The following is a 24,941-nucleotide window of genomic DNA, read 5'->3' as shown; positions in this document are numbered from 1 at the left end:
TCTCTCCTCAGCCTGCGTCATTGGGCGGCCAGTCCTGCGTGCGGATCTTGTTGGTCCACAACAGGAAGTCGCTGAGCGCGCGGTATTCATCATCCGACAGGCCAAAGTTCGGCATCTGGCGGCGGCCTTCGATGCCCGTCGGCATCGCGTCCATCCAGGCCTTGAGCGTCTCAAAGGCGGCGTCCGGATCATCCTCGACCCCCCACCGGGTCATCACATTGCCCAGCTCCGGGGCGAAATAGGCACCTTCACCGAGGATCGTATGGCAATTGACGCACCCATGCCGCTCCCACAGATGCTTGCCATGCGCGACCTCATCCGTGAGCCCTGCCGTGTCAGTCGAGGTGGTGACGATGTAGCGGTGGGAATGCACCGATAGCCCCACGAATATCAGTATGAAAAACAGCGACCCGCCATAAAAAATATTTCGGGCCATGGAAGTCGTGAGAACATCACGCATCCTCTCCTCCTTTGTCTTGCAGGCCGGTCTCACAAGCCTGGTCGAGGCCGCGCGCAGCGGCCTTAACGAAAGTCAAGCTGAGCTCAATTGAAGGTCGACAGATAGGCGATCACATCGGCCACATCGTCCTCTTTACGCAGGCCGGCAAAGCTCATCTTTGTTCCGGGCATGAAGTCCTTGGGCTTGGTCAGATAGGCGGTCATGCTGGCCTCATCCCAGACCAGCCCGCCAGTGGCCATTTCGGTAAGCGCGTCGGAGTATTTGAAATCCGCATTGGCGCCAGCGGCTGCACCGACGATCCCGTTGAGGGTGGGCCCCACCTTGTTCTTGGCATCTTCGCCGACGGCATGACAGGCCTTGCATTTGCGAAACACCTTCTCGCCGTTCTCGGCATCCCCGGCGGCAAAACCCGGGGCGGCCAAGGTCGCAGTTAGCAGGGTGAGTGAGAGAGGTTTGAGCATGTCGTGTCCTTTCGGGGTTGGGTCAGGCCGCGCGGTTGCGGCGTTTGAGAACCGTGCATGTGTTCGGTTCGTGAAAGATCATCTGACATCTGAGACAGAGGATGCATTCATTTGGGTTGATGCGCCCCAGCGGGTCGATAGCGCCCACGGTGCAGTGCTGTTCGCACAGGCGGCATTCGCGCCCGCATTGCGGCCTGCGGTGCAACCAGTCGAAGATTTTAAGTTTGGCCGGGATCGCCAGCGCCGCCCCCAGGGGGCAGAGATATCGGCAATAAGTACGCTCAATGAAGAGCCCGGCCAAGAGGATCACCCCGACAAAGAGCAGAAACGGCCAGGCGCGCATGAACCGCAGCGAGATAGCGGTTTTGAAAGGCTCGGCTTCGGCCAGCACAAGGGCGCTGCTCATCGCATAGAAGGAGAGGCCGAGGATGGCCAGGAAGAGCGTATACTTGATGACCCAGAGCCGTTCGTGCAGCGCATGCGGGACGGCGATCTGGGGTATGCCGAGGCGGCGGGCGACCTGATTGGACAGCTCTTGCAGCGCCCCAAATGGGCACAGCCAGCCGCAAAAGACGCCGCGCCCCCAAAAGAGCAAACCCAAGGCGGTGAAGCCCCAGAGCACAAAGACCAGCGGCTCCATCAGGAAGACATCCCATTTGAAACCGCCGAGCAGGGCGTGGACAAAGGCCACCACCTGCACCACGGACAGCTGCGCGCCGAGGATCAGGCCCAGCCAGACAAAGGTGACCAACAGGAACGCCATGCGCCCCCAGCGCCAGAGATGAGGGCGCCTGACAAAGGCATCCTGGAAAAACAGGATCAGCGTGAGCGCGCTGAGCAGTGCGGCGAGGCCGAGCAGCGCTGGTGTCTTCTGCTCCCAGGCGGCGTGCCAGGCGGGGCGCGGGGCAGGCGGCTCGGCTGCCGGGATCACAAACCGATTGCCGAGCGCAAAGGGCAGCGAGATCGGGAAGGTCATCTCGCCTCGGGTCGCGGTCACCGTCACCGAGAACGGTCGCGTCAGGTCAATCCGGTCGCGCGGGATGGCAAAGAGGCTGGCCTCTTTTACTTCGGGCGCATCCGAAGGTTCAAATTGGGTCAGCCGCTGATACCCCTCGGATTGCGGAACGTACTGCTGGCCGTTCTGCTCGAGTGTCACCCGGTCAAAGACCCCCGAGCGGCGCCAGGCCGTGCCGCGGTGCGAGTGCAACCCGCGGCTGGCGACCAGCAAAGCGTCATGATTGGCAGGCAAGGCCGCCATGGCCCGGCGGAACGGCGCGGGCCCCAGGAGGTTATGACCAATCGTCGGGGGGTCCAGCACCGAAACCCAAAGCTCAAGGAAGGTCCCGTCTTTGTCCGGAATCGGAGGGCGCGCGTCAGGCAGGGCGGTGCGGGCCGCGCGCAGGGCTATGTTTCGGGTCGCAAAGGCGCCCATCTGCGCAAGTACGGCCCAGTTTGCAGGCTGATAGCTGGTGCGATCCAACCCGCTGCGGCGTGACTGCGCCAGAATACGTGCCGTGTGCAGAATCGAATCCCGGATCACGCCGGTGGAGACGGTGGCGCGGCTGATCACATCGGGCGCATCACCCTCCATGCCCTCCATGCCCTCCGCGCCCATCCGCAAACCGGCAAAACCATCGACGTAATCTGCAATGTCCTGATCCGAGATGCCTAGGGTCAGGATCGGTTCGGCATGTTGGATGAGCGCCGCGCCCGTAATGTGGCCCGCATCGTCCACGGCCACCAGAATATCGAGGGGCTTGCCCGAGTATCCGGTGGATTGCAGCACCTCCCAGGTCGAGGCGATTTTGCCCAGAACGCGGCCATCGCCAAGAGTTGCGACATGCCAGGCCGGGACCGGCTCGGCCCGCTTGTCGATCACCAGCTCGGCGTTTCCGATATCCAGCAGACGCGCCGCTTGATTTGCCTCCAGCCGGGTCTCCGCCCATGCCGAAACAGCGCAGCAGAGGGACGCGATCACAGCAAGAACGGGCAGGCTTTTCATGGGAAAGTCCCCTTTGAAAACAACCCTGCCAACGAGCGCGGATGATCGTCTTGACCAAAGTCAAGGCCATTGGGCGCCTGCCTCGCCCAGCCTTAGGGGGACCGAATTCACCGCAATTGGAGCCGATATATGTCCCGACCCAGTCTCACCCGTTCCGTTGCCGCTTGCGCGTTGCTGTCGCTGACCGCCACCCTTTCTGTGGCGCAGGAAAAGCCCTCTGATCATGGCGATGACGCGTCCGCCGCCTACCAGCCTTCTATGACCACTCTGGGACAGATCCAGGTCGAGATCCCGGGGCGCAGACCCGGTGATCCGGTGATGACACCCAGCGAGTATCAGGCATCGAATCAGATTTACTTCCAGCGCTGCGCGGGCTGCCATGGTGTGCTGCGCAAGGGAGCGACTGGCAAGGCGCTGACGACCGACATCACCCGGCCCAATGGGTTTGAGTATCTGCGCGACTTCATCACCTACGGCTCGCCCGCAGGGATGCCCAATTGGGGCACCTCGGGAGACATGACCGACGAGCAGGTCGATTCGATGGCGCGCTATCTGTTGCTGGAACCTGCGACGCCGCCGGAATTCGGCATGGCCGAGATGCGCGAGAGCTGGAAGGTGATCGTCGCGCCCGAGGACCGGCCCACCGAAAAGATGAACGACATAGATATCGACAATCTCTTCTCGGTTACCCTGCGGGATGCCGGGCAAATTGCGCTGATCGACGGTGCGAGCTACGAGATCAAGACCATCATCGAAACGGGCTATGCGGTGCATATCAGCCGCATCTCGGCCTCGGGCCGCTATCTCTTTGTGATCGGTCGCGATGCCAAGGTGGTGATGATCGACCTCTGGATGGCCACGCCGGGACCGGTGGCAGAGATCAAGGTGGGCACCGAGGCGCGGTCCGTCGAGACCTCCAAATTCGAAGGGTTTGAGGACAAATACGCCATCGCCGGGGCCTATTGGCCGCCGCAGTTCGTCATCATGGACGGCGATACGCTGGAGCCGCTGCGCATCAAGTCCACGCGCGGCATGACCTACGACGAGCAGACTTTCCACCCCGAGCCGCGCGTCGCGGCCATTCTCGGCTCGCATTATAAACCGGAGTTTCTGGTCAATGTGAAGGAAACCGGCAAGATCCTGATGGTGGATTATTCCGACATCGACGCACTTAAGGTGACCGAGATCAACGCTGAACGCTTTCTGCATGATGGCGGTTTGGACAGTACGCAGCGCTACTTCCTTACCGCTGCCAACGCCCGCGGCAAGATCGTGGTGATCGACACCAAGGAAAGCAAAAAGGTCGCGGTGATCGAGACCGAAGGGGAAACACCGCACCCCGGGCGGGGTGCGAATATCACGCATCCTACGTACGGTCCGGTATGGGCGACCTCGCATCTTGGCGATGACACCGTTGCGCTCATCGGCACCGACCCTGAAGGCCACCCGGAACATGCCTGGAAAATGGTTCAGCAGCTCTATGCGTTGGGCGGCGGGTCACTTTTTGTGAAGACCCATCCGACCTCCAACCACCTTTATGTCGATGCAACGTTGAATCCGGATGCGGAAACCTCCGGTTCCGTTGCCGTCTTCAAAATCGACGAGCTGGGTCAGGAAGAGCCGGAATACACCGTGCTGCCAATTGTCGAATGGGCCGGGATTGCCGAAGGGCAACCGCGTGTGGTGCAAGGCGAGTTCAATCAAGCCGGCAACGAGATCTGGTTCTCGGTCTGGAACGCGGCCGATCTGGAATCGGCGATCGTGGTGGTCGACGACAGGACGCTTGAGATGAAGCATGTGATCAAGGACGAGCGCCTGATCACCCCCACCGGTAAGTTCAACGTCTTCAACACGCGCGCGGATGTTTACTAACCCGCCGCCCGCATCCCGGACGCGGCAGGCTCTTCCCACTGCCGCGCCTGTCCCGCGCCGTCGACTTTTCCAACGCAAGGACGCGATATGCTGAAGCCATCGAACACAGGTCAGGTCTTTCTGGTTGGCGCGGGGCCCGGCGATCCGGAGCTGCTGACCCTCAAGGCCCTGCGGGTGCTGCAGTCCGTCGATGTGGTGGTGCATGACCGGCTTGTCTCCGCCGCCGTTCTGGATCTGATCCCGGCCGGCATTCGGCGGATCAATGTAGGAAAACGCTCCGGCAGTCACCCAATCCCCCAGTCCGAGATCAACGCCCTGCTGCTGCGTCTGGCCAAGGCCGGGTCAACCGTTGCGCGGCTCAAAGGTGGGGATCCCATGGTTTTCGGGCGCGGCTCGGAAGAGGCTGCGGTTTTGCAAGCCGCTGGCATTGAGGTGTCCTGCGTGCCCGGCATCACCGCAGCGCAGGGGATCTCGGCTGCAACGGGCGTGCCGCTCACCCATCGGGGTCTGGCCACTGGCGTCCGCTTCGTCACCGGCCATTGCCAGGCAGACCGCCTGCTTGAATTCGACTGGGATGGTCTTGTCGACCCGGACACCACGCTCGTCGTCTATATGGGGCACGCCAATATGCAGCACATCGCGACGCGGTTGATGGAGCACGGCTTGCCCGCCGATCATCCGGTGCTGGTGGTCGTGAATGGCACACGGCCCAACGAAAGCCGGCTGGTGACGCATCTAGGTGCGCTCACGACCAAACGCGCGAATATCCCAGTGCCGGGCCCGGTGCTCTTCATCATTGGACGCGTTGTCAGCCTGCTGGGCGATTTGGCCGGCATGGAAACAGAAGCAATTCTGCGTATGCCGGATGTACAACAGGTGCTGCATGGCTAGTGCCGGAGCAGCATGCGCGCTTGGCGCGCTCTGCGCTGTGCCCGCCTGGGCCGAGCCGCTCAGCGAGCCCGAGAAGGACAGGCTATCGCATCTGGTCACGCAGGATTGCGGGTCCTGCCACGGGTTGAAGCTGACGGGGGGGCTGGGCGGACCGATCACCGCCCAAGCCCTGGACGGCCACACGCTTGAAGGTCTCACGTCCCTTATACTCGACGGTATCCCAGGGACCGCAATGCCGCCGTGGCGCCCGCTGCTCAGCGAGGCCGAAGCCGCATGGATCGCTGCCTATCTGCTGGAGGTTTCCGAATGATGCGACTGCTGGTCTTACTGACAACTCTCTTGAGCGTGAGCTTGCCGCTGACGGCCGAAGTCAAGGTCCATAGTACCGGCGATATGGGGGTCGTGATCGAACGCGCCACCGGGTCGGTGCTGATCGTCGATCAGTCGGATATGGCCGTGCTGGCGCGCGTCGAAGGGTTTGGGGATCTCTCTCACGCCAGTGTCGTCTTCTCGCCAGACCAGCGGTTCGCCTATGTCTTTGGCCGTGATGGCGGGCTGACCAAGCTGGATTTGGTCACGCAGAGCATCGCCGGGCGCGTCATGCAGGCGGGCAATTCCATCGGTGGTGCGATCTCGGACGATGGCACGCTGGTGGCGGTTTCCAACTACGAACCCGGCGGAGTGCGAGTCTTTGATGCGGGCACGCTGGCCCCCGTTGCGGACTTTCCGACGGGCTCCAAAACCATCGGGCTGGTTGACGCTCCCGGCCAACGCTTCGTGTTTTCGATGTGGGACAGTGGCGAGACCTGGATCGCGGATATGGCCGGGCGCACACCTGCCATGACGAAGATCACGGGCGTCGGCAGTAACCCTTATGACGCGCTGATCACCGGCGACGGACGGCGCTACATCGTGGGCTTGTTTGGTGAAGACGGGCTGAGCACACTCGACTTATGGTTTGATCCCCCGACGGTTCAGCGCATCCTGCCTGACTATGAGCGCGGGGAAGAACCGCTGCCGGTCTACAAGATGCCGCACCTAGAAGGTTGGGCGCTGGCGGGGGACCGTTTTGTCCTGCCTGCCGTTGGGCGACACGAGGTGTTGTGGCTGGATGCGCAGCGGCTGACCGAACTGGGCCGAACCAAGACCCATGGTCAGCCGGTGTTCGCCGTGGCGCGGCCTGACGGTCGGCATGTTTGGGTCAACTACGCGCATCCCAACAACGACACGATTGAGGTGATCGACACGCTCTCGGGCGAGGTGCTGCGCAAGCTGACGCCTGGCCCGGCGGTGCTGCACATGGAGTTCACGGCGCGCGGTCATCAGGTCTGGGTGTCTGTGCGGGACGCGAACCGGATCGACATTTTCGACACACAGACGTTCGAGAAGATCGGTGAGATCCCGGCTGAGACGCCGTCGGGCATTTTCTTCACTGCGCGGGCGCATCGCATTGGGCTTTGAAAGGACAGACATGACGCTGGATGCCCTGGATTGGAGGCTGATGAATGACTGGCAGCGGGCGCTGCCGCTGGTGTCGCGTCCTTTCCAGGACATCGCCGCGCGGCTGGACACAACCGAAGACCGGATCATCGACCGGCTACAAGACCTGCTGCGCATTGGTGCGATCAGCCGCATTGGCGCCACCTGCCGCCCAAATACGCTGGCGGCCAGCACCCTGGCGGCTGTTGCCGCCCCGCAGGACCGGCTCGACGCTGTGGCCGAGGTGATTAATGCCCAAGAGGGCGTGAATCACTCCTACGAGCGTGAGAACACTTGGAACATCTGGTTTGTCGCCACCGGACCGACGCGCGGGTTTGTGGATGACATCCTGTCTCGGATTGCAGATGGGACCGGCCTACAAGTGCTTGACCTGCGGCTACAGCGCCCGTTCAACGTAGACCTTGGCTTTGCATTGGACGGCTCCAACAGGTTGCCGCAGCCGCGAGCGGTCAATGGCGATGTTGTGATCGAACCGGGCGACCGCGCCGTGATGCAGGCACTCTCCGACGGCATGGCGGCCACGGCTTGCCCGTTTGCCGAACTCGCCGACCGTTTGGGCCGAAGTGAGGGCGATATTATCGCGCGCGTCCGAGCGCTGGCCAGGGCCGGTATCCTGTCCCGCATCGGCGTGATCGTGCGGCACCGCGCTTTGGGCTGGCGGGCCAATGCCATGTGCGTCTTTGTCGTCCCGCCCAAAGAGATTGAGGCCTGCGGCACCGCGCTAACGGCGGTGCAGGGCGTGACCTTGTGTTACGAGCGTAGGCCGGTGCCGGACGTCTGGCCCTACACGCTTTATTGCATGATCCATGGCCGCAGCCGGGCCGAGACGCTGGATGTGCTCAGCCAGGCCCGCGTGGCCGCGAAATTGGTGCCCTATGAGTATCGTGTTTTGTTCAGTGTCCGCTGCTTTCGCCAGCAGGGCGCGCTGATCGACATGGCCGCCGGAGACAACAAAGATGGAGCTTGACGAGACCGACCTTCGGATCATCAACGCGCTGCAATCGGGATTTCCTGTCACATCCCGCCCCTTTGCCCGCGCTGCGGATCAACTAGGGCTTCGCGAAGATGAATTGATTGTGCGATTGGCGGCGATGAAGGACAGCCGTGTCATCACCCGGTTCGGGCCTTTTCTGGATGCGGCTGCTATGGGCGGCGCCTTTTGCCTCTGCGCCATGGAAGTGCCGCCAGATGAGTTTGACGCTGTGACAGACCAGGTGAACGGGTTCGAGGAGGTGGCACATAACTACGCCCGCGATCACCGGCTGAATATGTGGTTCGTTTTGGCCACCGAGACGCCCGTTGGCATTGGCGAGGCCGCCGCGCGGATCGAAGCCGCGACAGGTCTGCCCGTGTACCAGTTTCCCAAGCTGAAGGAATTCTTCGTCGGCTTCCGGGTGGCGGCATGAACCTTTCACCGGAGGACCGCGCGCTGATCGAGGCCTGCCAGGCCGGCTTGCCGCTGGTGCCGCAGCCCTACACGCAGATCGCGGACCAACTGGGGATGCGCGAAGCGGACGTGATGCAGCGTCTGGAAGCACTGAAGACCAAAGGCGCCATCCGGCGCATCGGCATTGCACCCGACCATTACAAACTGGGGATGGTCGCCAATGGCATGACAGTTTGGGACATCGAGGATGCGCAGGCCGAAGGGCTGGGCGCGCTGGTCGGTGCGATGGAGGATGTGACCCATTGCTATCTGCGTCCGCGTTATATGCCGCTGTGGCCCTACAACCTCTTTGCCATGCTGCACGGTACAGACCTCGCCGAGGTCGAGGCCAAACGCGACCGGCTCAAGAGCTTTCTCGGCGATGCGGTGCGCGCCTGCGACGTGCTCTATTCCACGCAGATCCTCAAGAAAACCGGCCTGCGTCTGGCCAGAAAAGGAGCGCGCTGATGTTTCGACTGAGCCAATACATGGAACAGCTGATCACCCCGACACCGACGCGCACACGGCGCGGCCCCGTCCGACCCGTAGTGATCTGGAACCTGACACGCCGCTGTAATCTGAAGTGCCGTCACTGCTATACAACGTCATCCGACAACATCTTTCCCGGTGAGCTGTCGACCGAGCAGGCCATGGGCGTGATCGATGACTTGGCCAGTTTCAACATCCCGGCGCTCATTCTGTCGGGGGGGGAGCCGCTCTCGCGTCCCGATCTGTTCGATCTTGCGCGGTACGCACGCGAGAATGTCCGCTATCTCGCGCTGTCCACAAACGGTACGCGGATCGACGAAGCGGCTGTGAAAGAGATCGCGGAGATCGGGTTCAACTACGTCGGCATCAGCATTGACGGGGTCAGCGCCACCAACGACTGGTTTCGCGGGCAGGCGGGCGCCTTTGACGCGGCCCTTGCGGGCGCGCGCCTGTGCAAGGCGCATGACATCAAGGTGGGTCTGCGCTTCACGCCGACCGAGGACAACAGCGACCAGCTGCCCGCCATACTCGATCTCTGCGAGGCGGAGGGGATCGACAAGTTCTACCTGTCGCATCTGGTTTATGCCGGGCGGGGCAACAAGAACCGTGGCGAAGATGCGGGGCACATGAGGGCGCGGGCTTGTGTCGACCTGCTGATCGACCGGGCCTGGACCGCCTTGCAAGAGGATCGGCATTTTGAAGTTGTCACCGGCAATAATGACGCGGATGCGGTGCGCTTTCTGAACTGGGCGACTGCGCGGTTCGAGCCTGAGCAGATCGCCCATCTGAGTGCGCATTTGGAGGCTTGGGGCGGTAACTCCTCTGGCGCGGGGGTCGCCAACATCGACCCCACTGGCAAGGTCCACCCCGATACCTATTGGTCCGACTATACCATCGGCAATGTCAAAGAATCCAAATTCTCCGACCTCTGGACCGGGTTGGATGAGATGCTGGCGCTGCTGCGCACCCGGCCCAGACCGCTGAAAGGGCGCTGCGGCGCCTGTGCCCACAAATCGGTCTGCGGCGGCAACACGCGCATCCGGGCGCTGCAGCTCACCGGCGACCCTTGGGAGGAAGACCCGGCCTGTTATCTGAGCGACGCCGAGATCGGGCTGGAGGCGGAGGTGCCTCGCGTGGCGTTGCGCAGATTCACCGGGAGGCGACATGATCCGGCGCATAATTTCTCTTAGTCTGCTGACCCTTGCGCCCATGGCGGTGCAGGCGGAACCAGCCGTGCTCTATGCCACCCACTGCGCAGTGTGCCATGGCGATGATCGGCTGGGCAGCGTCGGCCCGGCGCTGATCCCCGAAAGCCTGCGCCGGCTCAAGGGCGAGACGCTCGAAGCCGTGATCGCGCAAGGCCGCGTCAGCACACAGATGCCGGGGTTCTCCGACCAGATCAGCGCGGAGGAGATCGTGGAACTCGCCGCCTATCTGCACACGCCTCTGCCCGAGATCCCCGTCTGGGATGCCGTGCGCATCGCCGACACGCTGCAGGTCAATCCCGCGTATGCGGCACCGGACGCACCACTGCACGAGGCCGATCCCCTGAACCTCTTCGTGGTGGTCGAGACGGGAGATCATCACCTCAGCGTGGTGGACGGTGACAGCTTTGAGGTGCTGGCTCGTTTGCCTACTCCGCTGGCGGTGCATGGGGGCCCGAAGTTCACCCCCGATGGTCGGTTTGTCTTCGTGATGTCCCGCGACGGGTGGGTGCAAAAGATCGATCTATGGGCGATGCAGGAGGTGGCGCGCCTGCGTGCGGGTGTGAACAGCCGCAATGTGGCCATTTCCAAGGACGGCCAACACCTCGCCGTCGCCAACTATCTGCCGCATAGCCTGACGATCCTGTCAACGGCAGATCTGTCGGTCGAGAAGATCTTTGGTGTGGTCGGGAAGAGTGGCGAGAGCTCACGCGTTTCCGCCGTCTATCAGGCCCCGCAACGCGACAGTTTCATTCTGGCCCTCAAGGATATCCCCGAAATCTGGGAAGTCGCGACCGATCCCAATGCAGAACCGGTCTATGAGGGTTTTGTGCACAGCCGCGAGAAGGGCATGGTCGAAGCGATTGCCTCGTCCGAAGGGCTCTTTGCCCGGCGCCGGATCGAGGTGACAGAGCCGTTGGACGATTTCTTCTTCACGCCGGACTATCGCTTTTTGATCGGCGCCGCGCGGGACAGCGACCGGGGCGTCGTGGTTAACCTCAACGTCGGGCGCGAAACGCATGAATTACCGCTTTCGGGTTTGCCGCATCTGGGCTCGGGCATTTCCTGGGAGCATCAGGGCCGCCGCGTGATGGCGACGCCGCATCTGCGCGAGGCGAAGCTGTCGGTCATCGACGTCGAGACCTGGAAGGTGGTTCACCAGATCGAGACCATGGGCCCCGGTTTTTTCCTGCGCAGTCATGAAAATTCGCCCTACCTCTGGGCAGATGTGTTCTTCGGACCAAATCGGGACGTGATGCACGTGATCGACAAGGAGACGTTGCAGATCGTGAAAACGCTGCGCCCTATACCCGGAAAGACGCTGGCCCATGTGGAGTTTGACCGTGCGGGTCGTCACGCGCTGGTCAGCCTGTGGGAGCAGGACGGCGCGCTGTTGATCTATGACGCGCGGACGCTGGAAGAAGTCAAACGCCTGCCCATGAGTAAACCGTCAGGAAAGTATAATGTTTTCAACAAGATTACCTTCTCCGATGGCACAAGCCACTGAGCGCGCGGTTCTTGTGGTATCCCATGGCTCCCCCTCGCACCCGGTGAGCCAGGAGATCGCGATGCGGGATCTGGCCTGTCGGTTTCGCGCCCTACTGCCCGGCAGGGAGGTGCGTGCGGTCACGCTCGCGGCCCGGACTGTATTGCCAAAAGTGGTTGCGGGACTTGAAGACCCCATCCTGTGCCCGTGGTTCATGTCGGACGGGTGGTTTGTGCGCACGCATCTGCCCAACCGGTTGGCGGAGGCAGGGCTGTCGCGGTGGGTCTCAACACCGCCCTTGGGACTGATGCCGGGCTTAGGCGAGTTGATGACCGCCCGCCTGCAGGTGCGGCTCGATCAATTGGGCTGGGCCCCAGAGCAAACCACCGTGATCCTCGCAGCTCATGGCTCGCCGTCGAGCGCCAAGCCTCGTGAAGCGACTGAAGCCGCAGCCAAGGCATTGGCCCGGAGAGGTGGGTTCAAGGCGATTCACCCCTGCTATGTGGATGAGCCGCCCGCGATCCGCGATATCGCGCGGCGCAGCGGGCAAGCCATCGTGCTGCCGTTCTTCGCAGCACGCGCTGGCCACGTCACCGGTGATCTGCCTGAAGAGCTTGCCGCCGCGGCGTTTGACGGGCCGGTTCTCGACCCGGTGGGTGTCTGGCCGGAGACGACGGCGCTGGCGCTGGCGGCGATCACCCATCTTCAACGCGCCTCCGCGGCATGAGCGCGCCTCCGCCTGCAAGCTGGCCGGTTTGGAAACTGGCACTGCTGCTCTATCCCTTTGCCGCGGGGGCCGTGGCGATCAACCTCTTCATGCTGGGCCTGATGGCTCCCGTTGTCGGGCTCAGGTCGTTGGCGCCGATCACCGCCGTCAAATGGTCTATTGGTCTTGGCGTGCCCGCCACCTGGGCGACCGGTCGCTGGCTCCGGCATCTGATGGATCAGGCCGACGAGACCACCTAACCAAGGTCAAGGCCATCTCTGTTTCTCCCCGGTTTGATAATCATAACTTCGGGAGAAACCGGTATGGATTACGACGCCTTTTTTGCCGACCATCTGGACCAGCTCAAATCGGAAGGCAACTACCGTGTGTTCGCCAAGCTGGAGCGAGAGGCCGCCACTGCGCCCCAAGCGAAGATGCACAGATGCAACACCCGACGCCCGGTGACTGTGTGGTGTTCCAACGACTATCTTGGCATGGGCAAGGCCGATTTCGTGCGGCAAGCCGTGGCGGACGCCGCTCTTCGGGATGGGGCTGGGGCCGGTGGGACACGCAACATCTCTGGCACCGCTGTCCAGCACGTCGCGCTAGAAGCTGAGCTGGCGGATCTTCATGGCAAGGAGGCCGCGCTGCTGTTTACCTCGGGCTATGTGTCCAACTGGGCCAGCCTCAGCACGCTGGGCGCGCGGTTGCCGGGCTGCACGATTCTATCGGACGAAATGAACCACGCGTCGATGATCGAAGGCATACGCCATTCCCGCGCCAACAAGGTCATCTGGAAGCACAACGACTCCGAGGATCTGAACCGCAAGTTGGCGTCTTTGCCTTCGGGTGGCGCCCGCGTGGTTGCCTTTGAATCCGTCTATTCCATGGACGGCGACATTGCGCCAATCGCCGAGATCCTAGATGTGGCTGAGGCGCACGGAGCCATGACCTATCTCGACGAGGTGCACGCGGTCGGTCTTTATGGGTCACAAGGCGGCGGCATCGCTGAGCGCGACGGCGTGGCGCATCGCGTATCCCTGATCGAGGGGACTTTGGGAAAGGCCTTCGGCGTCATGGGCGGCTACATCGCGGGATCAGCGGCGCTTTGTGATTTCGTCCGATCTTTTGCCAGCGGGTTCATCTTCACCACCGCCTTGCCCCCGGCGCTGGCCGCGGGCGCGCTGGCTTCCGTCCGGCACCTGCGCCGCAGCGATCTGGAACGCAGGCGGCAGCAGGCCAATGTGGCGAAGCTACGGACGCGGCTCGACGCAATGCGGCTGCCACATCTGGATAACCCCAGTCACATCGTCCCGGTCATGGTGGGCGATCCCTTCAAGGCCAAGTTTCTGAGTGACGCCTTGCTGGAAAACCGCCGCATCTATGTGCAGCCGATCAACTATCCGACCGTGCTGAAGGGGACGGAGCGCCTGCGCATCACACCATCGCCGCTGCACACCGAGGAGGATATTGAACGCCTCGTGGCGGCGCTCTCGGACCTTTGGTCTCAATGTGCGCTCAACCGGGCAGTTGCATAGGACGTAGGCTGAGAGGTGCGATCACGGCAGCATCCGACAAAGGCATCGCAGGTATCAAGTCGTGATTGGTTGCTGACTTGCCGGTTATACAACCAACCGTGCAGGAGTAGTACAAACATCATCTATCTGACCGTACGGCGCAACAATGGCCGCAATGATCAATCTCATAGCGACCGCAATCCAGGTCAGAGGGGTTCCGAAGAAATCCGTTTCACCTTTGAAAAGCGTGCAACGCTTGAGAGAGCAGCAGCTGGCCTGCTAGGTCAACATGACGGCGATCAGATGCAGCTTTCGCATCGAACCAGCCTTCTTCCACCTGACTTTCAGTCAATGCATATTTGACAGCATTCGACAGGCGGATTCGGTGTTGTTTGCGCTTGAACAGCCGTCCGAAGAAGCCCGGTTTTTTTGCATTATACTCGCTTCTGGCTCATGCCGCATCGCGCTTCTCTTCTTCTGCGGCTGAAGTGCGGCCTGCGCGGCAGGTTGTTGATCTTACAGAGCGTTCAACTCATCCTGCCAGATCAGTCCTTGGGCGAATACATGGTCGATCTCCGCAGAGATTTTGACTAGGCTCAGGGCTCATAACCAATAGATGACGAGAGCTGCGGGGGGCGATTGCTGATAGAAATACCTTTGGACATCTGTCGTATCGGGTCGCCACACGCCTCCAGTCTTTGAGGCTGCCGAACATGATCTCAATGCGGTTACGGCGCTTGTCGTATCGGATGGGGGTCCTTTGTTGCTTCCTGCCTGGGATGCATGCGCGTATCCCTTTGTCTTTCAACGCTCCTCTGAAACAGTCGACGTCATATCCGCGATCTCCGAGCCGTCAGTCTACCTTCGGCAAACTGCGCACGAGTGCACTTGTGCCGATGTAATCACTGAGCGATCCAGCAGTTACAAAGTGGTTCAATGGCCGTCCCTGGCCGTCGCAAATCGCATGCAGCTTGGTGTTCATACTGCCCTTGCGCCTCGTCCTCCTAGAAGGTTTGGCTATTCCCGAAAAGGCCGAGGCGCTTTGTAATACGCTTGAAGACGCGCTCGTGCTTGAGAACCATACATTGTTCGGCGAGTCCGATCACGCCGGCCTGTGGGCGAAATTCAAGACAGCGATCGAGAACAGCGGCGATGTCGCGGTATTGGTTGAAGCCATTCTCGATTCACTGAAAACAGGGGTAAGAGCGGAGTTCGCCCTCAATCTGCTTGAGCTTGATGACCCAAAGAAATTGCAGCCGCCATTCTACATCCTCGACGGACTGAAATGGCTATCCGGTCAACTGACGGAGCGACAGGAAGACCTGGGCCTGATCGTCACCAAAGTTGCTCCCGCCGCAGAGGAGCAGCCAGAAGCATGACAGCCGAAGCCGCTGAACTCAGCAACATCGCTCTCGACGATCCGGTTGACGAGGAGATTGCCTCCTATCTCGATCTTGCGAGTCCGCGCTGCTTCTTTCTATTTGCAGGCGCGGGATCAGGTAAAACCTGATCGCTTGTAAAGGCGCTCAATCACGTCAAAGCCACTTATGAGCGCGACCTGTCGCTGCGCGGCCATCGTGTCGGCGTGATCACCTATCCGTGCTCTGTTCAATCAGCTCTTCAGCAAACTCCGCCAAAGAGCGATACTCTCCCGCGTAGCTGTCATCAATAGCCTTGCAGGCTTCTTCGATTGACCCGAGTTGGTTGATCAGTTCCGCGCTAATTTTGCCGTGCTCGGCGATGAACGCTGCAAGCTCCGAAACCTCGGCAAAAACGCCATCCCTATTATCTGTGCTTCACGAAGGGGTGCGACAACTATCGCAAATCGATCAAACGGGACCAGATCGAAGGTGACTTCGAAGAGGTCTTGCAAGCCTTGCAGCCCTCAGAGACCGCTTATGGGTTGCTCAGAGCCATGTTCAAGCGGGCGTGGGATATGAGGGCGGTGACGGTCAAACAGACCGCCAAGGCCGTTTCACGCAAGCTCTCAGAGGTTGAGGCGCAGATCGCTGCACTGCTGGATCGCATCATGGGACCTCTAGCCCCCGCGTGATCAGCGCTTATGAAGCCAAGATCGACGCGCTGGAGCAGGAAAAGCTGGTACTGTCTGAAAAGATGGTGAAATCAGACAAACCACAGCGTAGCTTTGACGAAATGTTCGAACTCGCCTGTCATTTTCTCTCAAGTCCTCGGAATATATGGAAGAATGGTGATCTCGCCAAGCGTAGAACAGTATTAAAACTGGCCTTTGAGGACCGCGTTAGGTACTGCCGAAAAGAAGGACTTCGAACCCCAAAAACCACTTTACCATTCAATATGTTAGGGAATTTTCTTGAGTTTGAGGGGGTAATGGCGGAGAGACAGGGATTCGAACCCTGGGTGGGCTTGCACCCACAACGGTTTTCGAGACCGCCCCGTTCGACCACTCCGGCACCTCTCCGCGGGGGTCTGGTGCATGGGCGTTTAGTCACCTTTGTGCTGTGTGACAAGAGGGTATTGGCCCACGCTTGCTCCGCACGGGAAATTTCATTGCTCCGAAAGGTGAAAACTCTAAGCTCGCGCCCTAAGTTTAACGATACCGTTGTTGGAGGAACTCCGCATGACCGCTCTGATCCGATATTGCGCGCCCTTGATGCTCTCCGCAATCATGATCTTCACGGCCGCGCTGCCGATCAGGGCTGCGGATCTGGATCGGCTCGAGGCCTTTCTGGAGGTCACCGGGTTCGATGTCGCGCTGGAAAGCATCAAGCTGACGGCTGAGACTGCGCCGAACATGATCGGGTTGGAGGCGGATGACTTCGGCTCTGAGTGGACACGGCTTGTCGAAGACGTTTTCGACGTTGAACAGATGCACGGCATGGCGCTCGAAATCCTGTCTCAAACGCTGGAAGATGATCTTTTGAACCATGCCGTGGACTTCTACGCCTCTGATCTCGGGCAACGACTGGTCGTGGCCGAAAACGCATCGCATATGGCCGAAGATGATGCGTTGAAAACCGAAGCGGGGGAGGCCATCGTCGCCGGATTGGTCCGGCTTGGCTCTCCGCGTCTGGAGGAACTCAAGCGGCTCAATTCAGCGACCGGTTCGGAGGACGCGTCGATCCGTGCCATTCAAGAAGTACAAGTGCGGTTTCTGATGGCGGCGGCTTCAGCTGGCGTGATCGAGCTGCAGATGGAAGAAGCGGATCTGCGCGAAAGCCTGAAAGCCCAGGAGGGTGAAATGCGTCGCAACATGCAGATCTCTGCGCTCTCTGGCTCCGCCTACACCTATCAGTCCTTTTCAGACGAAGACATCACGGCCTATGCAGATGCCTTGGAACATCCCAAGATGAAGAAGGTCTATGAGCTGATGAATGCGGTGCAGTTTGAAATCATGGCCAACCGGTACGAAGCGGTTGCGCAGAGGATGAGCCGTTTGCGGCCCAGCCGGGATCTCTAAGGCGATGCGCCTTCTCGGTCTTGCGATAGTGTTTTGCGTGACGGCGTTGCCTGCATGGTCCGATGCACGCGTGACGGTGCTGATGGATGCGCTGCGGCTGCCCCAGTTGGTCGAAGCGTTGCGGGCAGAGGGCATCTCCGATGCTGACGATCTCAACGCTGATATGCTGAGGGGGCAGGGCGGCGCCTTTTGGCAGCAGCAGGTCTCGCGGCTCTACGACACCGGCGCGATGAAGGACACCTTCCATCGTGCGCTTGAGGAGGGGTTGGATGATGCGGCGCTGGATGTCGCGGTCCAGTTCTTCGACAGCACGCGCGGCCAGAGGATCACGGAGTTGGAGATCGCCGCGCGTGGTGCGATGGCGGATGAAGCGGTCGAGGAGGCCGCTGCAGCAGCCTTTGCCGCCTTGCCTGAAGGTGATGATCATGCGCGCCTCGTATCCGAGTTTATCACTCTGAATGACCTGCTGGAGTTGAACGTGGCGCTGACGATGAGTTCGAGCTACCAATTCTCGCGCGGCTTGGCGGACGGCGGTCTTCTGGAGATGTCAGAGGAACAGATCTTGTCCGAGGTCTGGGAGTCGGAAGAGGGGTTGCGGTCGGACGCAGAGGTCTGGTTGCGGGGATACTTTTTTCTGGCGCAGCAACCACTCGACCTCGCTGATCTCGAAGCCTATGTCGCCTTTGCCGAAAGTTCGGCGGGTGCCGATTTGAATGCCGCTCTTTTTGCCGGATACGAGGCCATCTTCACCGACATCGCCTATGGTCTTGGCCGGGCTGTGGCGATGAACGCTGCCGGCAACGATATCTGACCGCGAAACGGCTTGACATGTCAGGCGCAGTGGTGCAAACGGCAGCCTCACAGATGAGGTCCGGTTCGCCGGGCCTTGTTTCTTTCACTAAACACTCTGACCGGAGTGCGCTGTTCGAGGTGGCTGCGAGGCCGAAACGCCCGAGTAGAGGGGACCACAGGACGCGGGTAAGAGCAAAGGAAATGCTATGTTTGCGGTCCTGAAGACCGGTGGCAAACAGTACAAGGTTCAATCGGGCGATACTCTGCGCGTTGAAAAACTGGCTGCCGATGCGGGTGAAACCGTTCAATTCAACGATATTCTGATGCTGGGCGGCGACAAGGTTGTTGTCGGTGCGCCCTTCGTCAAGGACGCGGGCGTTCAGGCCGAAGTGGTTGACCAGATCAAAGGCGAGAAGGTCATCAACTTCGTCAAGCGCCGCAGGAAGCATTCGTCCAAGCGGACCAAGGGCCACCGTCAGAAGCTGACCCTTATCAAGGTGACGGATATTCTCGCCACAGGCGCAGAGAAGTCCGGCGTCAAGGCCGCCTTGGGCGCTGGCTCGGTTTCGGCAAAGGCTGTCGAAGCCGCCACACCGGCCAAGAAAGCTGCACCGAAAAAGGCTGAACCTAAGGCGGAGGCGCCGAAGGCCAAAGCCGCACCCAAGGCCGGTGCCGACGATCTGAAACAGCTGAGCGGTGTCGGCCCGGCACTTGAGAAAAAGCTTCTAGATGCGGGTGTCACCACATTTGCGCAAATCGCAGCATGGACCGATGAAGACGTTGCTGCTATGGACGAGAAACTGTCGTTCAAAGGCCGGATCGAGCGCGAAGGCTGGATCGACCAGGCCAAAGAACTCAGCAAAGGCTAAGGAGAGACCAGATGGCACATAAAAAAGCAGGTGGTTCATCCCGCAACGGTCGCGATTCCGCTGGCCGTCGTCTTGGCGTGAAACTCTACGGTGGTCAAAAGGCCATCCCCGGCAACATCATCGTGCGTCAGCGCGGCACCAAGTTCTGGCCGGGCGACGGCGTGGGCATGGGCAAGGATCACACGATCTTTGCGACCGTCGACGGCGCCGTGACCTTCCACAAGGGTCTCAAGAACCGTACGTTCATTTCGGTCTTGCCAGTGGCGGAGGCCGCTGAATAAGCCCTTCCTCAAGGACATGACACACTCAGGGGGATCGGCGGAACCGCCGGTCCCCTTTCTCATTTTTGCCATACAGAACGTATAGGTTTCATACATGTCGGTCGCTGTCGCCAGCTTTGCCATCTTTGCCGCCTCACAGGTGGGCACGCCTGGGCCCGCGAATATGGCACTGATGACCACCGGTGCGCGCTACGGCTTTCGCGCCGCGTTGCCCTTCGTCGCCGGGGTGGCGCTTGGCAAACAATTGGTGATCTGGCCCGTGGGCTTCGGTCTGATGGAACTGGCGGAGCAGGCGCCCTGGGTGTTCGAAGCGCTCAAATACGCCTCCGCCGCCTATATTATCTGGTTGGCCTGGCGCGTGGCCAATATGCGGCTGGGCACGGTGGGAGCGGCTGAACGCCCGCCGGGCTTCGCTGCCGGGCTGATCGTGCACCCGCTCAACCCGAAGGCCTGGGCGATGATCGTGGGTGGGTTCACTGCTTTCGTGGCCCCTGGCACTCCCGCCGTTGAGGCAACAGCAACCATTGCCGCGGTATTGCTGACCTGTCAGGTGCTGCTGCATCCGCTCTGGACACTTGCCGGTGAAGCCATCGCCCGCACCGTAGCGGGAACGGCGATGGAACCTTATCTTATGTGGACCCTTGCGGCACTGACCGTCGCATCGGTGTTGTTCGTACTGTTCGGAGGAGGGACATGACGATGGAAATGGAAAAGATCACGCTCCAGCCCACGGTTGAGACCGAGCGCTTCGTGCTGCGCCCGTTACGTAAGTCGGATATGGGTCTGATCGAACTCTATGGTGGGGATGAGCGGGTCGCGCGCATGACCACCTCCATTCCACATCCGGTCCCGCCGGGCATGGTCGAAGCCTTCATTGCGCGCGCGATGTCGGACGACCGGGACGAGGATGTCTGGGCGATGGACGGGACACTTTCCGATGGCTCGGAACTGATGGGTGTGATCTCGCTGGAACGTATGGATCGCGACCAGTCCGAGGTCAGCTATTGGGTGGCTCCACCGTATTGGAACACCGGCCTCGCATCGGACGCAGTCCAGGCGCTGGTCGAGGCGAACCCGCTGAAGAACAAGACGATGTTTGCCAGCGTCTTTCAGGACAATCCGGCATCGGCGCGGGTACTGACCCACTGCGGGTTCGAGTATCTGGGCGATGCGGAAAGCTTCAGCCTGGCGCGCGACACAACCGTGCCGACCTGGACGTACTTACGAAAACTCTGATTGAGGGCGCGCGCGCGCCGGGCTAGGAAGCCTCCCATGAAGTTTCTCGATCTCTGCAAGGTCTACATCCGCTCTGGTGCGGGCGGCGGCGGCTGCGTCAGCTTCCGCCGCGAGAAGTACATCGAATATGGCGGGCCCGATGGTGGCGACGGCGGCACGGGCGGCTCTGTCTGGGCTGAGGCGGTTGAGGGGCTGAACACGCTCATCGACTTCCGCTACCAGCAGCATTTCTTTGCCAAGAACGGCCAGCCGGGCATGGGGCGGCAGCGCACCGGCAAGGATGGCGATGACATCACGCTGCTCGTGCCGGTTGGCACGGAAATCCTCGATGAGGATCAGGAGACGGTAATTGCCGATCTGACGGAAGTGGGCCAGCGGGTGCAATTGGCGCGCGGGGGCAACGGCGGATTCGGCAATCTGCAGTTCAAGTCGGCGACCAACCAAGCGCCGCGGCGGGCCAACCCGGGGCAGGACGGGGTCGAGCGTACGCTTTGGCTGCGGCTGAAGTTGATTGCGGACGTGGGGCTGCTCGGGCTGCCGAATGCAGGCAAATCCACCTTTCTGGCGGCCACGTCGAATGCCCGCCCCAAGATCGCGGATTATCCCTTTACAACGCTGCACCCGAACCTCGGTGTCGTCGGTGTGGACAATACCGAATTCGTCGTCGCGGATATTCCGGGCCTGATCGAAGGCGCTTCGGAGGGCAAGGGGTTGGGTGATCTCTTCCTCGGTCATGTGGAGCGTTGTGCGGTGCTGCTGCATCTTGTTGACGGGACATCCGACACCGTTGCGCAGGACTACGAGACCATCATCGCCGAACTGGAGGCCTATGGAAGCGATCTTGCCGACAAGCCGCGCATCACGGTCCTCAACAAGATTGACGCTCTGGACGAGGAGGCGCGGGCTGAGGCGCGGCGCGCTTTGGAAGCGGCCAGCGGTGGCCGGGTGTTCCTGATGTCGGGCGTGGCGCGCGAAGGGGTCACCGATGTCTTGCGCGCGCTGCGCGGGCAGATTGATGAGGACCGTTTGCGCCAGAAGCCGGAGGTGGAGGACGCGCCGTGGCATCCCTGACCGCCGCGCGCCGGCTTGTGGTCAAGATCGGGTCGGCGCTTCTGGTTGACCGCGCGACGGGCGCTTTGCGTGCAGACTGGCTCATCTCGCTGGCGGAAGACGTGGCCTGGCTGAAGGCGCAGAGCGTTGACGTGGTGCTGGTCTCCTCGGGCTCAATTGCTCTGGGTCGCGGGGTGCTGGGGTTGCCCCATGCCGATCTGCCTCTGGAGCAGTCACAGGCCGCTGCGGCGGTCGGTCAGATCCGTCTGGCACGGGCCTATGAAGAGGTTCTGGCGCCGCATCAGATCATGACAGCGCAGGTCCTCGTGACCCTCGAAGACAGTGCCGACCGGCGTCGGTACTTGAACAGCCGCGCCACACTCGAGCAGCTTCTGTCGCTCGGGGTCGTGCCGATTGTGAATGAGAACGACACCATCGCGACGGACGAGATCCGCTTTGGCGACAACGACCGTCTCGCAGCGCAAATCGCGGTGACGGTTGGTGCCGATGTACTCGTGCTTCTGTCCGATGTGGATGGGTTCTATTCCTCCAACCCCACCGAGGACCCGACGGCCAAGCGATATGACGTGATCGAGAAGATCACGCCGGAGATCGAGGCCATGGCCGGTGACGCGGGCTCGGGTCTGTCGAAAGGCGGGATGAAGACCAAGTTGATGGCGGCAAAGACGGCCACCGCAGCAGGGTGTGCGATGGTGATCAGCGAAGGCTCCGTCCAGAACCCCTTGCGGGTCTTGCATGGCAACGCGCCAGCGACCTGGTTCACGGCAGGGCTTGATCCGCAGGCGGCGCGCAAGCGGTGGATCGGTGGCATGAAGCCGCGCGGCGTCGTACGGTTGGACGCCGGTGCGGTCTCGGCACTTCACAGCGGGAAGAGCCTGCTGCCCGCCGGCGTCAAACGCGTGTCAGGCGCCTTCGAGCGGGGCGATCCGGTTGCGATCGAGGGCCCTGACGGCCATCAGATCGGCCTGGGCCTCAGCCGCTACACCGCACAGGAAGCCACCGCGATCAAGGGGCACCGATCGGGCGAGATTGAAGCGATCCTGGGCTATCCGGGACGTGCCGCACTGATCCATCGCGATGACATGGCACTCTGAAACCGCGCTTTTTGTTGTGCCGCTCGTGCCGATCCCGTATCGGTTGCGGACATCTCTTTGAGGAGGCCTCTTCATGCTCGATCATACGGACATTCCTGCCGTCATGGCGGATATGGGTGCGGCGGCGCGGGCGGCCGCCACAAAGCTCGCCTTCGCAAGTGCCGAGCGTAAACATGCCGCCCTGATCTCAGCTGCCGATACCGTGTGGCGCCGTCGCGCGGAGATCATCGACGCCAATGGAAAGGACCTCGCCTTCGGTCGTGAGAAGGGGCTGAGCCCGGCAATGATGGACCGGTTGATGCTGGATGAAGACCGCATCCGGGGCATCGTTGACGGCCTGCGGGCGGTGGCCGAGCAGGCTGACCCTGTCGGGCAGGTGATGGACGAATGGGAGCAACCGTCCGGGCTGCATATTCAAAGGGTCCGCACCCCGCTGGGGGTGGTCGGCGTGATATATGAAAGCCGGCCCAATGTGACGGCTGACGCCGGCGCGCTCTGCCTGAAGTCGGGTAATGCCGTGATCCTGCGGGGCGGGTCGGAGAGCTTTCATTCGTCCTCCGCGCTGCACGCCTGCCTTGTGCATGGTCTGCGGGAGGCAGGATTGCCGGAAGACGCCATTCAGCTGGTGCCGACGCGGGACCGCGCGGCAGTGAGCGAGATGCTCACCATGACGGGCATGATCGACGTGATCGTGCCCCGGGGCGGGAAGGGGCTGGTCGGGTTGGTGCAGCGCGAGGCGCGGGTGCCCGTCTTTGCGCATCTGGAAGGCATTGTGCACATCTACATCGACAAGGCCGCGGATCCGGAAACCGTGCTCAAGGTCGTGCTGAATGCGAAAACCCGACGCACCGGTATCTGTGGCGCAGCGGAATGTCTGCTGATTCACGAGGAGGTGGCCATGACCATCGGGCGCGGCGTGATCCGCGCGCTGATTGACGCAGGCGTCGAGGTGCGGGCCGACGCGGCGCTGTCGGGCATAGAGGGCACAGTCGAGGCGACCGCCGAGGATTGGGGCCGAGAGTACCTCGACATGATCATCGCGGCACGCACTGTCCCCGATCTCGATGCGGCGATGGATCATATCCGGCAATTTGGGTCCAGTCACACCGATTGCATCCTCACCGAGGACAGCGCTGCGGCCGAACGCTTCCTGACCGAGCTCGATTCAGCGATCCTGATGCATAACGCGTCTACACAATTCGCCGATGGGGGCGAGTTCGGGATGGGTGCGGAGATCGGCATCGCCACCGGCAAGATGCACGCCCGTGGCCCCGTTGGGGCGACACAGCTGACAAGCTTCAAATATCGCGTTACCGGTCAGGGCACTGTGCGTGCCTAGAACCTCAGCTTGATCTGGGTTTCCGACATTTCGGTGACCACGCGCCGCCCGCCATCGTCTGCGAGGATCGGCAACAGCGCAAACTGCACTTGAGCGGGGCGGAGGCTTGGCGGCGCGTCCCTGGTCGCAAGGATGTTCCAAAGCGGCTCGTCAATGTTCAGTTTATCTGCCTCGCCATGCAGCAGCCACATGTTGTCTTCCCGGCTGACTTCGATCCTCCCCCCGTAGGGCATAGCGTTTTCAAGGCACTGCAGGGCGAGGAAGACCATGCGGACGTCGCCCCGGGGCTGTGGGTCGAGCGGCCCCCAGGCCACCGCAAGGCGACCGCCGTCCATCAGATCATCGAGGATCGAGACAACTTCGGCGCGGCCCATCATCTGGTCGCCGGAGGCGCCGAAGGCGATGCGGAAGAAGCGGATCCGCGCGCTGGCGTTGCCCACACTTTCCTGGATCAGGTCGATCTCCGGCCCTGGGGTGCCCCCGGCCATGCCCAGCAGTTCCAACCCGTTGTTGATGGCCCCGATTGGCGATATGAGGTCATGGCAGATGCGACTGCCGATCAATGCGGCAAGGTTAATATTGCTCTGGCCCATCTACTGTCTCCTGCGCGAAAAGAGTGCCATGGAAGATTTGAACGCGATCCTGTCACCCGGCATGCTGGTCCAGCATCCAGACCGACCCGACTGGGGGCCGGGGCAGGTGCAAAGCAATGTAAATGCCCGTGTCACAGTGAATTTCCGTGACGAGGGGAAGGTCGTCATTGATAGCACCCGTATTGCCTTGATCCCGGTATTTGATGGATGAA

At 61.4% G+C, this 24,941-nt stretch carries 28 protein-coding genes, 1 tRNA gene and 2 pseudogenes; 24 read left to right on the top strand and 7 right to left on the bottom strand.

Annotated features, from left to right (window positions below; translation table 11 throughout):
- Window positions 1–7 precede the first annotated feature (7 nt).
- From Q1A71_RS11400 to Q1A71_RS11390, 3 genes are all read right to left on the bottom strand, one after another.
- Window positions 8–460, bottom strand: coding sequence for a cytochrome c (locus Q1A71_RS11400; protein WP_299675640.1), 453 nt, complete (start codon window positions 458–460; stop codon window positions 8–10).
- Window positions 461–543: 83 nt separating this feature from the next.
- Window positions 544–921 carry a cytochrome c family protein gene (locus Q1A71_RS11395; protein WP_299675637.1) on the bottom strand — a complete coding sequence of 126 codons (378 nt, stop codon included), beginning with the start codon at window positions 919–921 and terminating at the stop codon, window positions 544–546.
- Between the two features lie 22 nt (window positions 922–943).
- Window positions 944–2,923, bottom strand: a complete 1,980-nt coding sequence (locus Q1A71_RS11390; RefSeq protein ID WP_299675634.1) for a NosR/NirI family protein — start codon at window positions 2,921–2,923, stop codon at window positions 944–946.
- A 129-nt stretch (window positions 2,924–3,052) separates the two neighbouring features.
- On the opposite strand from Q1A71_RS11390, the gene Q1A71_RS11385 reads away from it, so the two are divergent.
- From Q1A71_RS11385 to hemA, 12 genes are all read left to right on the top strand, one after another.
- Complete coding sequence (locus Q1A71_RS11385) at window positions 3,053–4,795, top strand: nitrite reductase (protein WP_299675631.1); 1,743 nt, start codon at window positions 3,053–3,055, stop codon at window positions 4,793–4,795.
- 87 nt (window positions 4,796–4,882) lie between these two features.
- Complete coding sequence (gene cobA, locus Q1A71_RS11380) at window positions 4,883–5,686, top strand: uroporphyrinogen-III C-methyltransferase (protein ID WP_299675628.1); 804 nt, start codon at window positions 4,883–4,885, stop codon at window positions 5,684–5,686.
- Window positions 5,679–5,996, top strand: a complete 318-nt coding sequence (locus Q1A71_RS11375) for a cytochrome c (RefSeq protein WP_299675625.1) — start codon at window positions 5,679–5,681, stop codon at window positions 5,994–5,996. Before cobA ends, Q1A71_RS11375 begins: the two co-directional genes overlap by 8 nt.
- Complete coding sequence (locus tag Q1A71_RS11370; RefSeq protein WP_299675750.1) at window positions 5,996–7,147, top strand: cytochrome D1 domain-containing protein; 1,152 nt, start codon at window positions 5,996–5,998, stop codon at window positions 7,145–7,147. Before Q1A71_RS11375 ends, Q1A71_RS11370 begins: the two co-directional genes overlap by 1 nt.
- Before the next feature lie 10 nt (window positions 7,148–7,157).
- Window positions 7,158–8,153, top strand: coding sequence for an Lrp/AsnC family transcriptional regulator (locus tag Q1A71_RS11365; RefSeq protein ID WP_299675622.1), 996 nt, complete (start codon window positions 7,158–7,160; stop codon window positions 8,151–8,153).
- Window positions 8,143–8,592 (top strand): AsnC family transcriptional regulator, encoded by a 450-nt coding sequence (locus Q1A71_RS11360; protein WP_299675619.1) that lies wholly within the window; start codon window positions 8,143–8,145, stop codon window positions 8,590–8,592. Before Q1A71_RS11365 ends, Q1A71_RS11360 begins: the two co-directional genes overlap by 11 nt.
- Window positions 8,589–9,080 (top strand): Lrp/AsnC family transcriptional regulator, encoded by a 492-nt coding sequence (locus Q1A71_RS11355; RefSeq protein ID WP_299675616.1) that lies wholly within the window; start codon window positions 8,589–8,591, stop codon window positions 9,078–9,080. Before Q1A71_RS11360 ends, Q1A71_RS11355 begins: the two co-directional genes overlap by 4 nt.
- Entirely contained in the window at window positions 9,080–10,291 is a 1,212-nt protein-coding gene (gene nirJ, locus Q1A71_RS11350; protein WP_299675613.1) for a heme d1 biosynthesis radical SAM protein NirJ, read from the top strand. The genes Q1A71_RS11355 and nirJ overlap by 1 nt, the downstream gene beginning before the upstream one ends.
- Entirely contained in the window at window positions 10,266–11,813 is a 1,548-nt protein-coding gene (locus Q1A71_RS11345; RefSeq protein WP_299675611.1) for a nitrite reductase, read from the top strand. Before nirJ ends, Q1A71_RS11345 begins: the two co-directional genes overlap by 26 nt.
- The gene (locus tag Q1A71_RS11340; RefSeq protein WP_299675609.1) at window positions 11,797–12,519 is read left to right on the top strand and encodes a CbiX/SirB N-terminal domain-containing protein; all 723 of its coding nucleotides are present in this window, start codon (window positions 11,797–11,799) and stop codon (window positions 12,517–12,519) included. The genes Q1A71_RS11345 and Q1A71_RS11340 overlap by 17 nt, the downstream gene beginning before the upstream one ends.
- Window positions 12,516–12,758 carry a hypothetical protein gene (locus Q1A71_RS11335; RefSeq protein WP_299675607.1) on the top strand — a complete coding sequence of 81 codons (243 nt, stop codon included), beginning with the start codon at window positions 12,516–12,518 and terminating at the stop codon, window positions 12,756–12,758. The genes Q1A71_RS11340 and Q1A71_RS11335 overlap by 4 nt, the downstream gene beginning before the upstream one ends.
- Window positions 12,759–12,821: 63 nt before the next feature.
- Window positions 12,822–14,036 carry a 5-aminolevulinate synthase gene (gene hemA / locus Q1A71_RS11330; RefSeq protein WP_299675605.1) on the top strand — a complete coding sequence of 405 codons (1,215 nt, stop codon included), beginning with the start codon at window positions 12,822–12,824 and terminating at the stop codon, window positions 14,034–14,036.
- Between the two features lie 582 nt (window positions 14,037–14,618).
- On the opposite strand, the pseudogene Q1A71_RS11325 reads toward hemA, so the two are convergent.
- Window positions 14,619–15,012: pseudogene (locus tag Q1A71_RS11325) on the bottom strand (IS5 family transposase); the annotation flags it as partial.
- A 16-nt stretch (window positions 15,013–15,028) separates the two neighbouring features.
- Here Q1A71_RS11325 and Q1A71_RS11320 point away from each other — a divergent pair.
- A complete protein-coding gene (locus Q1A71_RS11320; protein ID WP_299675602.1) occupies window positions 15,029–15,394 on the top strand; it encodes a hypothetical protein in 366 nt (121 codons plus the stop codon).
- The gene (locus Q1A71_RS11315) at window positions 15,391–15,525 is read left to right on the top strand and encodes a hypothetical protein (protein ID WP_299675599.1); all 135 of its coding nucleotides are present in this window, start codon (window positions 15,391–15,393) and stop codon (window positions 15,523–15,525) included. The genes Q1A71_RS11320 and Q1A71_RS11315 overlap by 4 nt, the downstream gene beginning before the upstream one ends.
- A 79-nt stretch (window positions 15,526–15,604) precedes the next feature.
- Here the strand turns inward: Q1A71_RS11315 and Q1A71_RS11310 are convergent.
- Window positions 15,605–15,772: pseudogene (locus Q1A71_RS11310) on the bottom strand (antirestriction protein ArdA); the annotation flags it as partial.
- A gap of 593 nt (window positions 15,773–16,365) precedes the next feature.
- Window positions 16,366–16,455, bottom strand: a tRNA-Ser gene (locus Q1A71_RS11305).
- A gap of 159 nt (window positions 16,456–16,614) precedes the next feature.
- Here Q1A71_RS11305 and Q1A71_RS11300 point away from each other — a divergent pair.
- The 9 genes from Q1A71_RS11300 to Q1A71_RS11260 all read left to right on the top strand — a co-directional run bounded on the left by Q1A71_RS11300 (window position 16,615) and on the right by Q1A71_RS11260 (window position 24,136).
- Window positions 16,615–17,454 (top strand): DUF2059 domain-containing protein, encoded by an 840-nt coding sequence (locus tag Q1A71_RS11300; protein WP_299675596.1) that lies wholly within the window; start codon window positions 16,615–16,617, stop codon window positions 17,452–17,454.
- 37 nt (window positions 17,455–17,491) lie between these two features.
- Entirely contained in the window at window positions 17,492–18,265 is a 774-nt protein-coding gene (locus Q1A71_RS11295) for a DUF2059 domain-containing protein (protein WP_299675593.1), read from the top strand.
- 187 nt (window positions 18,266–18,452) lie between these two features.
- The gene (locus tag Q1A71_RS11290) at window positions 18,453–19,115 is read left to right on the top strand and encodes a 50S ribosomal protein L21 (protein ID WP_299675590.1); all 663 of its coding nucleotides are present in this window, start codon (window positions 18,453–18,455) and stop codon (window positions 19,113–19,115) included.
- An 11-nt stretch (window positions 19,116–19,126) separates the two neighbouring features.
- Complete coding sequence (gene rpmA / locus Q1A71_RS11285; RefSeq protein ID WP_299675587.1) at window positions 19,127–19,396, top strand: 50S ribosomal protein L27; 270 nt, start codon at window positions 19,127–19,129, stop codon at window positions 19,394–19,396.
- Window positions 19,397–19,490: 94 nt separating this feature from the next.
- Window positions 19,491–20,093, top strand: a complete 603-nt coding sequence (locus Q1A71_RS11280; protein WP_299675584.1) for a LysE family translocator — start codon at window positions 19,491–19,493, stop codon at window positions 20,091–20,093.
- Between the two features lie 2 nt (window positions 20,094–20,095).
- Window positions 20,096–20,632, top strand: coding sequence for a GNAT family N-acetyltransferase (locus Q1A71_RS11275; protein ID WP_299675747.1), 537 nt, complete (start codon window positions 20,096–20,098; stop codon window positions 20,630–20,632).
- A gap of 36 nt (window positions 20,633–20,668) precedes the next feature.
- Window positions 20,669–21,703, top strand: coding sequence for a GTPase ObgE (gene obgE, locus Q1A71_RS11270; RefSeq protein ID WP_299675581.1), 1,035 nt, complete (start codon window positions 20,669–20,671; stop codon window positions 21,701–21,703).
- Complete coding sequence (gene proB, locus Q1A71_RS11265; protein WP_299675578.1) at window positions 21,691–22,797, top strand: glutamate 5-kinase; 1,107 nt, start codon at window positions 21,691–21,693, stop codon at window positions 22,795–22,797. Before obgE ends, proB begins: the two co-directional genes overlap by 13 nt.
- A gap of 73 nt (window positions 22,798–22,870) precedes the next feature.
- Window positions 22,871–24,136, top strand: a complete 1,266-nt coding sequence (locus tag Q1A71_RS11260) for a glutamate-5-semialdehyde dehydrogenase (protein ID WP_299675575.1) — start codon at window positions 22,871–22,873, stop codon at window positions 24,134–24,136.
- Here the strand turns inward: Q1A71_RS11260 and Q1A71_RS11255 are convergent.
- On the bottom strand, window positions 24,133–24,729 hold the full coding sequence (locus Q1A71_RS11255; protein WP_299675572.1) for a histidine phosphotransferase family protein: 597 nt from the start codon (window positions 24,727–24,729) through the stop codon (window positions 24,133–24,135). The two genes, Q1A71_RS11260 and Q1A71_RS11255, sit on opposite strands and share 4 nt — an antisense overlap.
- Window positions 24,730–24,757: 28 nt before the next feature.
- Here Q1A71_RS11255 and Q1A71_RS11250 point away from each other — a divergent pair, with 28 nt between their 5' ends.
- Window positions 24,758–24,940 carry a DUF3553 domain-containing protein gene (locus tag Q1A71_RS11250; protein ID WP_299675569.1) on the top strand — a complete coding sequence of 61 codons (183 nt, stop codon included), beginning with the start codon at window positions 24,758–24,760 and terminating at the stop codon, window positions 24,938–24,940.
- Window position 24,941: the final 1 nt, after the last annotated feature.

It is taken from the genome of uncultured Roseobacter sp. (assembly GCF_947493125.1).
Taxonomy (GTDB): domain Bacteria; phylum Pseudomonadota; class Alphaproteobacteria; order Rhodobacterales; family Rhodobacteraceae; genus Roseobacter.
This window is presented reverse-complemented; position numbering and strand designations above follow the sequence as displayed.

What these genes read in the sequence shown, in the direction of transcription:
- Q1A71_RS11340 (WP_299675609.1), top strand. Translation starts at nt 11,797, where the DNA reads ATGGCACAAGCCACTGAGCGCGCGGTTCTTGTGGTATCCCATGGCTCC.
- Q1A71_RS11335 (WP_299675607.1), top strand. Translation starts at nt 12,516, where the DNA reads ATGAGCGCGCCTCCGCCTGCAAGCTGGCCGGTTTGGAAACTGGCACTG.
- Q1A71_RS11390 (WP_299675634.1), bottom strand. Translation starts at nt 2,923, where the DNA reads ATGAAAAGCCTGCCCGTTCTTGCTGTGATCGCGTCCCTCTGCTGCGCT.
- nirJ (WP_299675613.1), top strand. Translation starts at nt 9,080, where the DNA reads ATGTTTCGACTGAGCCAATACATGGAACAGCTGATCACCCCGACACCG.
- Q1A71_RS11355 (WP_299675616.1), top strand. Translation starts at nt 8,589, where the DNA reads ATGAACCTTTCACCGGAGGACCGCGCGCTGATCGAGGCCTGCCAGGCC.
- cobA (WP_299675628.1), top strand. Translation starts at nt 4,883, where the DNA reads ATGCTGAAGCCATCGAACACAGGTCAGGTCTTTCTGGTTGGCGCGGGG.
- Q1A71_RS11300 (WP_299675596.1), top strand. Translation starts at nt 16,615, where the DNA reads ATGACCGCTCTGATCCGATATTGCGCGCCCTTGATGCTCTCCGCAATC.
- Q1A71_RS11375 (WP_299675625.1), top strand. Translation starts at nt 5,679, where the DNA reads ATGGCTAGTGCCGGAGCAGCATGCGCGCTTGGCGCGCTCTGCGCTGTG.
- rpmA (WP_299675587.1), top strand. Translation starts at nt 19,127, where the DNA reads ATGGCACATAAAAAAGCAGGTGGTTCATCCCGCAACGGTCGCGATTCC.
- Q1A71_RS11280 (WP_299675584.1), top strand. Translation starts at nt 19,491, where the DNA reads ATGTCGGTCGCTGTCGCCAGCTTTGCCATCTTTGCCGCCTCACAGGTG.
- Q1A71_RS11345 (WP_299675611.1), top strand. Translation starts at nt 10,266, where the DNA reads ATGATCCGGCGCATAATTTCTCTTAGTCTGCTGACCCTTGCGCCCATG.
- hemA (WP_299675605.1), top strand. Translation starts at nt 12,822, where the DNA reads ATGGATTACGACGCCTTTTTTGCCGACCATCTGGACCAGCTCAAATCG.
- Q1A71_RS11360 (WP_299675619.1), top strand. Translation starts at nt 8,143, where the DNA reads ATGGAGCTTGACGAGACCGACCTTCGGATCATCAACGCGCTGCAATCG.
- Q1A71_RS11315 (WP_299675599.1), top strand. Translation starts at nt 15,391, where the DNA reads ATGACAGCCGAAGCCGCTGAACTCAGCAACATCGCTCTCGACGATCCG.
- Q1A71_RS11385 (WP_299675631.1), top strand. Translation starts at nt 3,053, where the DNA reads ATGTCCCGACCCAGTCTCACCCGTTCCGTTGCCGCTTGCGCGTTGCTG.
- Q1A71_RS11255 (WP_299675572.1), bottom strand. Translation starts at nt 24,729, where the DNA reads ATGGGCCAGAGCAATATTAACCTTGCCGCATTGATCGGCAGTCGCATC.
- Q1A71_RS11370 (WP_299675750.1), top strand. Translation starts at nt 5,996, where the DNA reads ATGCGACTGCTGGTCTTACTGACAACTCTCTTGAGCGTGAGCTTGCCG.
- Q1A71_RS11400 (WP_299675640.1), bottom strand. Translation starts at nt 460, where the DNA reads ATGCGTGATGTTCTCACGACTTCCATGGCCCGAAATATTTTTTATGGC.
- Q1A71_RS11290 (WP_299675590.1), top strand. Translation starts at nt 18,453, where the DNA reads ATGTTTGCGGTCCTGAAGACCGGTGGCAAACAGTACAAGGTTCAATCG.
- Q1A71_RS11395 (WP_299675637.1), bottom strand. Translation starts at nt 921, where the DNA reads ATGCTCAAACCTCTCTCACTCACCCTGCTAACTGCGACCTTGGCCGCC.
- Q1A71_RS11250 (WP_299675569.1), top strand. Translation starts at nt 24,758, where the DNA reads ATGGAAGATTTGAACGCGATCCTGTCACCCGGCATGCTGGTCCAGCAT.
- Q1A71_RS11275 (WP_299675747.1), top strand. Translation starts at nt 20,096, where the DNA reads ATGGAAATGGAAAAGATCACGCTCCAGCCCACGGTTGAGACCGAGCGC.
- Q1A71_RS11260 (WP_299675575.1), top strand. Translation starts at nt 22,871, where the DNA reads ATGCTCGATCATACGGACATTCCTGCCGTCATGGCGGATATGGGTGCG.
- Q1A71_RS11365 (WP_299675622.1), top strand. Translation starts at nt 7,158, where the DNA reads ATGACGCTGGATGCCCTGGATTGGAGGCTGATGAATGACTGGCAGCGG.
- obgE (WP_299675581.1), top strand. Translation starts at nt 20,669, where the DNA reads ATGAAGTTTCTCGATCTCTGCAAGGTCTACATCCGCTCTGGTGCGGGC.